The sequence below is a fragment of the Alcanivorax sp. genome (genome assembly GCF_014762765.1).
In the GTDB taxonomy this organism is placed as follows: Bacteria; Pseudomonadota; Gammaproteobacteria; order Pseudomonadales; family Alcanivoracaceae; genus Alcanivorax.
In genome coordinates this window covers 33,120-42,900 of sequence record NZ_JABURH010000211.1, presented here as the reverse complement: position 1 = coordinate 42,900, position 9,781 = coordinate 33,120, and the positions used below count along the sequence as shown (strand labels likewise).

Genomic DNA, 9,781 nt, shown 5'->3' with positions numbered 1-9,781 from the left:
CAAGCTACAACACGAGACAACGTGGCAGTAACCGCTGGGCCGTGCCCGCGCACATAGCTGGAAACGCGGAGACTGTAGTGCATGGATGGCTCGGTGATTTGCCGCGTTGCAGCTTGTGGCTTGTAGCTTGCCGCTGAAACGGTTATTCCGACCCGGACAGGATCAGGTGATTCAGGTGCGCCAGGTACTCTTCTTCCCGCCACAGCCAGTCGTAGGCCGGGCAGGCCAGCGAGGTGGGGGTCATGGACTCCACGCCCTGGGTGAGAGCGCTGACCACCATCATCTCGTGCAAATCGGCCCAGCCCGTGGGCAGGCGACGCAAATGGCGGGGCTGGCGCACGAAACCTTCGCCGATCACCGGCTGCAGGCGCCGCAGGCGGGTAAAGGCCATGCGCCGCTGCAACTGGTCCTCCATACGCCGTTGCCAGTGCATGCCGCCGGCATCCAGCAATAGCTGCCTCACCGGGCTGGCCAGACGCCGGGCCAGACCCGTCATGGGAACCGCCTCGCCACTGGCCAGTCGATAGCGCGGATCATCATCCAGCCACAGGCTGAAATCGAGAAAATCCAGCTCACTGGTATCCAGTTGCCGCAACTGCTCGCTGATCCTGGTGGTGGTGCTCAGCCCGATCGGTACGCCGGGAAACAGGGCGTGCAGGGCACGGGGAATTTCCAGCAGATACGCTTCGATGCGCTCGGCGGCGCTGGCGGACCAGCGCTGCGGCAGAGGCCGGTCCGGGGAACGGTTGAACACCCGACGGGTAACGCCGTGGGCATAGGGCAGGGCGGGGAACTGGTGGCAGAAATCCACCCCGGCCACGTCATCCAGGTAACCCCATTCCTGCACCAGCGCCAGGGTATCGCTCCACACCGCGATGAAATCTTCCGGGCGCCGCACAAAGGAACGACGGGCACGGCTGTCGTCCACAAAGCGGCTGCTGAACCACACCTTCAGGCCACGCTCGTGGGCGGATTGCAGCAGTTGCTGCAGGCTGTGGCGAATCTTCACTTCCACCGGGTCATGGCCCGGTGCCTGCAGTTCGCAACGATCCAGGTGGACGCCGTTATCCGGGCAGGCAATCAGGTGTGGGCAGGGATCCAGCCGCAGAGCATTGAAACCGCGTTGCTGGGTTTCATCGAGCACTTTTTCCAGCGACGCAAAAGCACCGTGACGAGTGTCACGGTCCAGCAGCCAGGACAGATCCCAGCAGGCCATCGCCAAGGGTTGTGCGCTATTTTGCTGTGCCATCCAGGCCCTGCACCAGTTTCAGATTAAGCGCTCCAGCATACCGTTTTCCGGGACGGCCTCAATGGCCCTGTGCCCGCCGGGTAATTTTTGACCCGCCTTGACACTTGATGGCGCTCACAAGCCGGTTTCCCCCCGGGTAAGGGAGCGCTATGATCGGGTTATGAAAAAAATAATGATTGCCCTGTTAATGGCTCCGGGCCTGGTCGTGGCGGCGGAACAATTACCCAATTCCTCGCCACCTGACGATGATGCTCCGCAAACCCGGGAGCAGGTCCCTGCGCAGCCACTGAACGGCAGCGAGCTGGAAGCCATGTACCTGGAATCGCCACGGGAATTGGATACCAGCGATGAAAGCCGCGGCATGAACGCGATCAGCCCGGATACCCGTTATCTGGAGGACGAGCAGCAGGAAATACGCCAGCGTCAGGCCGAGAATGTGCGCCCGCCGGAGCTTCGCGACAATACCCCACCACCGCCGCCACCCACGTTGATTCCGATTCGGGAGCTTTGAAGCAGCGGCGAGTGGCTAGCTACGAGCTTCTAGCTGTAACGCGGCAGGGTCGAGCCAATCGAATAGCCCTCTGCCTGCAGGTATAGGAGTGTCGCTGGCGGCGCGATTTCAGCCTTGGCGAGGATTTGAGAATTCATTGTAGGAACGGAGCGAAGCGGAGTAACGCACACAGGGCGGTTCCGAAGGGGTGAGCGCAGCGAGGCGACAAAGATCAATCTAACCGCCATTCTTTCTGAAACCTGTCGAGCGCTGAAATACCTGATCGCCCTGTGGGCGATTTCCTTGCTACGCAAGGTTCGCGGCTCAAGCGCCGCTCCTACAGCGGCTTCATAGAAATGCCGAGGCCCGAGGAACTTTCCACCCTTTCCCTATCCTACGAGCGTAGCTCGTAGCTTCAGCCCGCCCCCGCCTGCAGGCATGCTTTGAACCCTTCCACCAACCGGTCCCGCCAGGTCAGGTAATCCAGCTCCGGATAATCGCGGCCGAGCGGGTCCAGGGGGTGTATCTGGCAGTCCGGGCACAGTCGGGAGACCATGGCGGCGCGGGCTTCTGGTTCAAGAATGGCGCAACGGACCTGCTGGTCGCGAATCTCGCCGGCCAACGCCACAAAACGTCGGCTACCCGGCCCCGCATCCAGTTGCTGTGAGACCACCAGCGGTTCCGCCAGCCCCAGTGTTTCGGTGAGATAACCCCAAGGCTGGTGGTAACTCAGCCAGGGCACCCTCTCCAGCCCAGCCAGTGCCTGACGGTGACGGGCATGGCGATCTTTGGCCTGTTGCTGCCAGCGTGCCGGTTCACCGGCTTTCAGCCCCTGCGGGTAACGCTGTGCCAGCGCCCCGGCCAGCAGCATCATGTTGTCCAGCGACAGCCACAGATGCGGGTCCAAGGTGGCATCGCCATGATCCGAATCATGATGCTCGTGGTCATGCTCATGGTCGTGATCACCTTCCCGGCGATGAACACCCTCCAGCTCCAGCAGGGTCAGGGTAGCTCCCTGCCGACGGGCCACCAGCGGTGCCAGCGGCGCCTCCACGGTTTCGCCCAGCCACACCAGCAGGTCCGCCTGCTGCACCAACATGGCCTGGCGGGGAGACAGGGCCAACTGATGGGGATTCTGGTTGGCCTGCAGCAGGGTCACCACCTGCACCTGGTCACCATAAAGCCCGCGCAGCACCTTGGCCAACGGCTCCACACTGGCGACCAGAGTCTGGCTCATTGCCTGGGCACTGAGCATCATCAACATTACCAACCACAAACTGCGCATCACTTCCTCGTATAGCACCCTGTAGGAGCGTCGCTGGCGGCGCGACAACCCAAAACCTGAAAAGCGGTATTTACCACAGAGGGCACCGAGATCACTGAGGAAAAAACAAAAGGAGTTTTCTCTCTGTGCTCTGTGCCCCCTGTGGTGAAATGGCTTTTGATCCTGGTTTCTGATCGCGCCGCCAGCTGCGTTCCTACAGAAAGCCTGCTTCGTGCAGGCGAAAGGCCGGCAGTATATCATTGCGCCTTTGTTCTTCGGGCGCTTTTGCTATGTCGGATCCTCTGGTCAATGTGCAGGCGGTGTCGGTCACCCTGGGTGGCAACAGCGTGTTGTCCGAGGTCAGCCTGAATCTGGCCCCCGGTCGCATCACCACCCTGATCGGCCCCAATGGCGCCGGCAAAAGCACCCTGGCGCGGGTGGTGCTGGGTCTGGTCACGCCGTCCAGCGGCTCAGTGGAGCGCCGCAAGGGACTGCGGGTGGGCTACATGCCCCAGCACATCAAGATCGATGACAGCCTGCCGCTCACCGTGGACCGGTTTCTGTGGCTGGCCGCGCCCGGCCCCACCGCCGCCCGGCGGGCGGCGCTGGAGCAGGCCGGGGTGGCTCACCTGCGTCGCCGTGCGGTGCAGCAGCTGTCCGGCGGCGAGATGCAGCGGGTGCTGCTGGCCCGGGCCCTGCTGCGCAAGCCGGACCTGCTGGTGCTGGACGAACCGGCCCAGGGGGTGGACGTGGCCGGGCAGAATGCGCTCTACGGGCTGCTCAAGTCGGTCCGCGATGATCTGGGCTGCGCCATCCTGCTGATTTCCCACGACCTGCATCTGGTGATGGCGGCCACCGACGAGGTGATCTGTCTGCAGCGTCATGTGTGCTGTTCCGGCAGCCCGGAATCGGTGAGCCGGGACCCGGCCTACCATGAACTGTTTGGCCCTGGCGCCGGCACCCCCAACCTGGCGCTCTACACCCACGATCATGACCACGACCATGATCTGCATGGCGATGCCCAGCCGGGCCACCAACACGACGGGAATTGCCACCATGATTGAGCTGCTGTTGCCGCCGCTGTTCGCCGGCCTGGCCGTGGCCCTGGTGTCCGGCCCCATGGGCGCCTTCGTGGTCTGGCGGCGCATGGCCTTTTTCGGTGACACCCTGGCCCACGGCGCCTTGCTGGGCGCGGCGCTTGGCCTGGCACTGGATATCAGCCTGTACCTGGCCGTGGTGGCCGTATGCCTGGGTCTGGCCGGCGCCCTCACCGCCCTGCAGCACCAGCAGCAACTGGCCAGCGACACCCTGCTGGGCATTGTCGCCCACACCACCCTGGCGCTGGGGGTGATTGCCATTAGTCTGCAAGAAGGCATTCAGGTGGACCTGTTTGCCTATCTGTTCGGCGACCTGCTGGCAGTGGGCTGGCAGGATGCCCTCGCCCTGTGGGCCGGTGCCATCCTGATTCTGCTACTGATGTTGTGGCAATGGCGCGCACTGCTGAGTATCACCGTCAGCGAGGAGCTGGCCCAGGTGGAAGGGGTGGCGGTACAGCGCACCCGGCTGCTGCTGATGTTGTTGCTGGCCCTGTTGATCGCCGGCGCCATCCGCACCGTGGGGGTATTGTTGATCACCTCCCTGCTGGTGATCCCCGCCGCCAGCGCCCGCCGACTCACCCATACCCCGGCACAAATGGCGGCGGTAGCCAGTGTGCTGGGTACTCTGGCGGTACTGGCCGGTCTGGCGGTGAGCTGGTTCGCCAATACGCCGGTGGGGCCGTCCATCGTGGTCGCTGCCAGTAGTTTGTTTGTGCTGACGTTGCTACGCCGAAGTTCATGAAAGCGCTTGCCGTAGGAGCGTCGCTGGCGGCGCGATCCCAAATCAAAAGCGCTTTCACCACAGAGAACGCAGAGGCACAGAGAAAACCCCTTTCTTTTCCTCGGTGAACTCTGTGCCCTCTGTGGTAATACGTGTTTTCGGGTTTTGGGTTATCGCGCCGCCAGCGACGCTCCTACGGCAAGGCTGGTTCTCCCGGAGTTTGAATGAGTTTGTCCCTTAACCGCCGCATCTGGATGCTGGCCTGGCCACTGTTGCTGTCCAATCTGACCGCGCCGTTGCTGGGGCTGGTGGACACCGCCGTGGTGGGGCATCTGGACCATCCCCGCTATCTGGCGGCGGTGGCGCTAGGTGGCAACTTCTTCATGTTCCTGTACTTCTCGTTCAACTTCCTGCGCATGGGCACCACCGGCTTTGCCTCCCAGGCGCGGGGTGGCGAGAAGGATACCCGGGTGGTTCTGCTGCGTGCGCTGTTGCTATCCTCCGGGCTGGGGCTGGCGCTGATTGCCCTGTCGCCGCTGCTGCGGGAAACCGGCCTGTGGCTGCTGGGCGGCAGCGACGAGGTACAGAAGCTGGCCGGAGACTACATCAACATCCGCATTCTGGGTGCCCCGGCGGCGCTGGCCAATTTTGCCCTGATCGGTTTTGCCATCGGCACCCACAATACCCGGGTGCCATTGAAGATGACGGTGCTGATGCACAGCACCAATGCCCTGCTGGACGTGCTGCTGGTACAGGTCTGGCATCTGGATGTGCGCGGCGTTGCCATCGCCAGTGCCACGGCGGAATATGTGGGGCTAGCTGGCGGCCTGTTCTGGCTACGCGCTGCCCTGCGCCCACCGGCACGACAGGAACGGCTGTGGCAGCCGGCGGCCATGCTGGCGCTGATGGCGGTGAACCGGGATATCTTTGTGCGCAGCCTGGCCCTGCTCAGCACCTTCTTTTTCTTTACCGCCCAGGGCGCCCGACTGGGTGACGCGGTGCTGGCCGCCAATGCGGTGCTGATCACCTTTCTGCTGCTGCTCAGCAACCTGCTGGATGGTTTTGCCAACGCGGCGGAAGCGCTGGTGGGCGAGGCCCACGGCAGGAACGATCGGCAAGCCCTGGGCCAGGCCATCCGCGCCACCGGGCGCTGGACCGTGGCCTGTGCGGCGCTCGGATTACTGGTCTTCAGCCTTGGCGGCGGGCCACTGATTCATCTGCTCACCGACCTGCCCGGCATCCGCGACACCGCCACCACCTACCTGCCGTGGATGCTGCTGCTACCCCTCACCGCCAGCGCCGGTTTCTGGCTGGATGGCATCTTTGTGGGCGCCACCTGGGGTGCCGCCATGCGCAACACCATGCTGGTTTCCGTGCTGGTGTTTTTCCTGTTGTGGGGCCTGACGCGGGGCTGGGATAACCACGGCCTGTGGTTGACGATGAATGGCTTCATGGCTGCCCGCGGCCTGCTGATGGCCTGGGTGCTGAAGCAGAGGCTGGCCCGCTCCCCGCTAGCAGCGGAATGATACAACGCCTGGGTACGTGCTATTGGATGGCCTGGGTTGAACGGGCGCAGTACTGTTTGGCTGTTTCGCCCCCGGCACTACGCAACCTGTTCAGGCAGGCGCTGTAACTGTTGCGCGGGGTGACCTGCAAAGAGTCATCCCTGACCACCACTTCATAGGTGTGGGTGGGATTGACCTGACCACTCTTGTCCCAGCCACTGAAGTCCTGGCGGCCAAGGGCACAGGTGTAGCTCAGGCTATAGGTGAAGCCGCGCACCGCATTGGTGATATGGGAATAGATCTGCCAGTTGCCATTGCGGCCGTACATGATTTCCCGCTTGCAGCCTTTCAGATCACTGACGGCATCGTCCTGAAAGAACACCACCTGATTGTAGGTAGTGCCATCCAGATCGAACCGTGCCACCAGGTAAACCTTCTCGTCCTGCTCCGCCAGTACCGGCTGCGCCAACGCGGCCAATCCCGTCACCAGCGCTGCGGCCAGTGCCCCCGTCATTCCCTTTGCCATTATCGGTCCATCTGTTTTTTATTGAGGCAGAAACCGTACCGAATTCCAGCAATAGCAGCCAGCGGCACCGATAAACGCAAAACCGCCCCGACTGGCGGAGCGGTTTTTGGAAGCCGGGCGTGGTATCGGCTTGCCATCGGTCGCCATGAATTTCATGGCTTCCAACTGCCGGGCTAACGCTTCAGCGCCCCGTCCTTGTCCAGCTGCGACACGATGCTCTTGGCGAAGCCCTGGGCGCCATTCTTCAGGCTATCCGGATTCATGCTGCGGGACTGGGCCTGCCACACGGGGCGCTTACGCTCCACACTGTAGACTTGAGTCTGCAGGTAATAGTCCTTGGCGTTGTGGTAGTAACCGGGTTGATAGATCGCACCATAACTGTGGCCCACATAGGGACCATAGCCCAGGTAGAGTGGCGCCGAGGGCACCGGCACATAGTCCACCTGGGGCGGCACATACTCGGAGCGTTCTTCCACCTTCAGTAGCGACACCACCATGACACCGTCAGCACCGCTGGCCTTGACCGCGCTTTCCACCTGTCCACGGAACGCCTCGCCTTTGGGCTCGCGCACGCCCAGGGTTTCACTGGCCAGGGTCGCTTCTACCGCCCGATGGTTCAGGCTCTTCTTCACCTGCTCTTCCGCAGTAGCAGCGGTGGCCGGATCATCCGCCAGCACCAGCACGTAAAAGTGACGGAAGGTGGGGTGAGATTCACCGGTTTTGGTCTGCCAGGTGGAATGGGTTTCTGTGGTGGTCGCACAGGCGCTCAGTAGCAGAAGCATACCGGCGATAGCCAACAGGGGATTGCGTCGCATGTCAGGTCCTTTTGAAAAAATGCATTGCCATAGCCTGTGCCAAGCCAGGCTCCCAGTATCGGGTTCAAGGATTTTTATAGCAGACCTGAAAGGAACAAGCGACACCCGCTATTTCTGTTTTGATGCCCAGATAGCCAGCTTGTGTTGAATCGAAGGCTGGGACACCTGATCCTCCGGCAACGGCTGAATCACCTTGTCGTGTACCAACAGCCGATAGATGTACTCCAGCTTTTCCGACGCTGAGTCAGTAGGCTCGAACTCGACCACGCCCCGCTTTTCGGCATAGTCCACACCCAGCGTAATGGCCTTTTTTACCAGCTCTTTTTCGTTTTTCAGTTTCTTCATCAGCTGCACACATCCGTCTTGTCGGGCCCCACTTTCTGGTGGCCATTCTTGTTACTGTTTTTTTGCGAATACATACAGGTATCTGCATGTCGCAACAGCGTATCAGCGTCTTCGTACTGATTCGGCCCTGTCTGGGTCACCCCCATACTGATGGTCACATCAGGGCAGCATTCCGCCAGCAAGGTCTTCACCCGCTGACAGTAGGTCCGTACGGTTTCCTCTTCCGTTGCATTGGCCAGTACAACACAGAACTCATCGCCCCCGAAACGCACACAGGAATCTTCCCCACGAGCCGTTTCCAGCAGGATACGCCCCAGCTCCTGCAGCACCTTGTCGCCATGGGCATGGCCTTTGCGGTCGTTGATCTCCTTGAAATTGTCCACATCCACGAACACCATCGATACCGGCTCACTGCGGCGCTGAGCCGACTGCAAGGTTCGATACAGCTCTTCATGGAGGTAGCGGCGGGAGGTCAGCCCGGTCAGTGAATCCGTGCGTAATTCACCAGTGCGCCTGGCCACGGTATCCTCAAGGCTCCGAGCGTATTCTTCGGTGCGATTTCTGGCTGCCTCGATCTCCGCCAGCATGCTCTGGATATAGGTCTCGAATACCAGGGTGACATCGAAATAGATCAGCTTGTCCAGCGACCGGATCACTTCCGGCGTGGCCCCCTCTTCCTTGCCTTCACGGTCGATGCAATCCAGCAGCAGAGAGCGCAGCAAGTGCACCGCAGACAAATACAGCTTGGGTTCCACACCAATGCGCTTGTGGACCAGGCCGATCCGCAACCGGTTGTTGATGTACTCCATACCATAGACTCCGGAGAAGAGATCCATGATGTAGCGACGCTGAGCACACTGCAGACGCTCCAGGGTGTCGGCATCGCCAATCAGATTGGCAATATCCGGGTTGCTGGTCTGAATCCGGTAGAAGTCATCAACGATGTGGTCAATATGAGCGCTGATCAACGGCCTGCAGCCCACCAGCACCTCGATATCCCTGCTGGTGAAATCCAGCAGTCGTTTGCGGTAGTCCACTTCCAGCTCGGTGATACGCATCTGTTCGAGTAGCGTTTTCATTGCGGCCTGCATGAGTCATTCCCCCTATCCTTGGCGCAGGGAAAAGCGGACGACATCAGACCCTGTTGGCAATCAGAGACATTGCAAAAGCCCGCTTTGGACTTCTCCCCTCACTAATTGATATTACGCTTCGCTGCCGGGCTCACCCAGCAAAACAGGAACTGCGGGGACATATGGTTAAAATGCGGCACAGACGGTAGGCAAGAAATGGCAAATTCGCCATTTTTCCCGTTGAGGGGAGAGTAGAAACAACAATGCCCCAGCTGGTGGGGCATTGTTGGAGGCGTAGCCGTTTACTTCTTTTTCTTTCCGGGCATGATGAACTTCATCAGGGTCATGAACCACATCAGCTGACCGGGATCACCTTCGATCTTGATATCCCCGGCCTGCATGCCTTCCATGAACGCCATCTGGTTCTTGCCCGCTACCTGCAGGGTACGGAACGCGTAGTTGGCATCCTTGAAGTTCAGGGTGACGGTGGGCTGATCATGCAGGCCACCACTGGATACCACCTTGCCCGGTGTGAAATGAAAACTTCGCGCCGGCTTGCCGTTAAAGGTACGCCACTGCATCACCACATTGCGGTTTTCCAGCTGCTTGCGAAAGCCCGCATCACGCCAGGCCAGCCAGCGCAAACGCCAGCCGAGGACCAGCAAAACCAGTGCAAATTTCATGGGCGTTCCTTTTCTG

At 60.9% G+C, this 9,781-nt stretch carries 11 protein-coding genes; 4 read left to right on the top strand and 7 right to left on the bottom strand.

The features are described 5' to 3' along the window. Positions 1-142 precede the first annotated feature (142 nt). Positions 143-1,249 carry a cellulase-like family protein gene (locus tag HUJ17_RS16830; RefSeq protein ID WP_290511781.1) on the bottom strand — a complete coding sequence of 369 codons (1,107 nt, stop codon included), beginning with the start codon at positions 1,247-1,249 and terminating at the stop codon, positions 143-145. Positions 1,250-1,409: 160 nt separating this feature from the next. Here HUJ17_RS16830 and HUJ17_RS16825 point away from each other — a divergent pair, with 160 nt between their 5' ends. Beyond that, positions 1,410-1,760 (top strand): hypothetical protein, encoded by a 351-nt coding sequence (locus tag HUJ17_RS16825; RefSeq protein ID WP_290511780.1) that lies wholly within the window; start codon positions 1,410-1,412, stop codon positions 1,758-1,760. A gap of 394 nt (positions 1,761-2,154) precedes the next feature. Here the strand turns inward: HUJ17_RS16825 and HUJ17_RS16820 are convergent, their stop codons facing one another. Next, positions 2,155-3,024 carry a metal ABC transporter substrate-binding protein gene (locus tag HUJ17_RS16820; RefSeq protein ID WP_290511779.1) on the bottom strand — a complete coding sequence of 290 codons (870 nt, stop codon included), beginning with the start codon at positions 3,022-3,024 and terminating at the stop codon, positions 2,155-2,157. A gap of 269 nt (positions 3,025-3,293) precedes the next feature. Between HUJ17_RS16820 and znuC the strand changes: the two genes are divergently transcribed. The 3 genes from znuC to HUJ17_RS16805 all read left to right on the top strand — a co-directional run bounded on the left by znuC (position 3,294) and on the right by HUJ17_RS16805 (position 6,347). Then, positions 3,294-4,067: a zinc ABC transporter ATP-binding protein ZnuC gene (znuC, locus tag HUJ17_RS16815; protein ID WP_290511778.1), complete on the top strand. Its 774-nt coding sequence runs from the start codon at positions 3,294-3,296 to the stop codon at positions 4,065-4,067. Continuing rightward, complete coding sequence (gene znuB / locus HUJ17_RS16810) at positions 4,060-4,842, top strand: zinc ABC transporter permease subunit ZnuB (RefSeq protein ID WP_290511777.1); 783 nt, start codon at positions 4,060-4,062, stop codon at positions 4,840-4,842. The genes znuC and znuB overlap by 8 nt, the downstream gene beginning before the upstream one ends. 203 nt (positions 4,843-5,045) lie before the next feature. Next, on the top strand, positions 5,046-6,347 hold the full coding sequence (locus HUJ17_RS16805) for an MATE family efflux transporter (RefSeq protein ID WP_290511776.1): 1,302 nt from the start codon (positions 5,046-5,048) through the stop codon (positions 6,345-6,347). Between the two features lie 19 nt (positions 6,348-6,366). Here HUJ17_RS16805 and HUJ17_RS16800 read toward each other — a convergent pair whose 3' ends face one another. The 5 genes from HUJ17_RS16800 to HUJ17_RS16780 form a co-directional block, all read right to left on the bottom strand. Continuing rightward, entirely contained in the window at positions 6,367-6,852 is a 486-nt protein-coding gene (locus HUJ17_RS16800; RefSeq protein WP_290511775.1) for a hypothetical protein, read from the bottom strand. A gap of 173 nt (positions 6,853-7,025) precedes the next feature. Then, positions 7,026-7,667: a hypothetical protein gene (locus tag HUJ17_RS16795; protein ID WP_290511774.1), complete on the bottom strand. Its 642-nt coding sequence runs from the start codon at positions 7,665-7,667 to the stop codon at positions 7,026-7,028. Between the two features lie 108 nt (positions 7,668-7,775). Beyond that, positions 7,776-8,012: a DUF5062 family protein gene (locus tag HUJ17_RS16790; RefSeq protein WP_290511773.1), complete on the bottom strand. Its 237-nt coding sequence runs from the start codon at positions 8,010-8,012 to the stop codon at positions 7,776-7,778. Then, complete coding sequence (locus HUJ17_RS16785) at positions 8,012-9,091, bottom strand: GGDEF domain-containing protein (RefSeq protein ID WP_290511772.1); 1,080 nt, start codon at positions 9,089-9,091, stop codon at positions 8,012-8,014. The genes HUJ17_RS16790 and HUJ17_RS16785 overlap by 1 nt, the downstream gene beginning before the upstream one ends. 293 nt (positions 9,092-9,384) lie before the next feature. Further along, positions 9,385-9,765 carry a hypothetical protein gene (locus tag HUJ17_RS16780; RefSeq protein WP_290511771.1) on the bottom strand — a complete coding sequence of 127 codons (381 nt, stop codon included), beginning with the start codon at positions 9,763-9,765 and terminating at the stop codon, positions 9,385-9,387. Positions 9,766-9,781 lie beyond the last annotated feature (16 nt).

Bases quoted from the DNA above. Each gene is read 5' to 3' on its own strand.
- HUJ17_RS16830 (WP_290511781.1), bottom strand. From the start codon at position 1,249: ATGGCACAGCAAAATAGCGCACAACCCTTGGCGATGGCCTGCTGGGAT.
- HUJ17_RS16825 (WP_290511780.1), top strand. From the start codon at position 1,410: ATGAAAAAAATAATGATTGCCCTGTTAATGGCTCCGGGCCTGGTCGTG.
- HUJ17_RS16820 (WP_290511779.1), bottom strand. From the start codon at position 3,024: ATGCGCAGTTTGTGGTTGGTAATGTTGATGATGCTCAGTGCCCAGGCA.
- znuC (WP_290511778.1), top strand. From the start codon at position 3,294: ATGTCGGATCCTCTGGTCAATGTGCAGGCGGTGTCGGTCACCCTGGGT.
- znuB (WP_290511777.1), top strand. From the start codon at position 4,060: ATGATTGAGCTGCTGTTGCCGCCGCTGTTCGCCGGCCTGGCCGTGGCC.
- HUJ17_RS16805 (WP_290511776.1), top strand. From the start codon at position 5,046: ATGAGTTTGTCCCTTAACCGCCGCATCTGGATGCTGGCCTGGCCACTG.
- HUJ17_RS16800 (WP_290511775.1), bottom strand. From the start codon at position 6,852: ATGGCAAAGGGAATGACGGGGGCACTGGCCGCAGCGCTGGTGACGGGA.
- HUJ17_RS16795 (WP_290511774.1), bottom strand. From the start codon at position 7,667: ATGCGACGCAATCCCCTGTTGGCTATCGCCGGTATGCTTCTGCTACTG.
- HUJ17_RS16790 (WP_290511773.1), bottom strand. From the start codon at position 8,012: ATGAAGAAACTGAAAAACGAAAAAGAGCTGGTAAAAAAGGCCATTACG.
- HUJ17_RS16785 (WP_290511772.1), bottom strand. From the start codon at position 9,091: ATGAAAACGCTACTCGAACAGATGCGTATCACCGAGCTGGAAGTGGAC.
- HUJ17_RS16780 (WP_290511771.1), bottom strand. From the start codon at position 9,765: ATGAAATTTGCACTGGTTTTGCTGGTCCTCGGCTGGCGTTTGCGCTGG.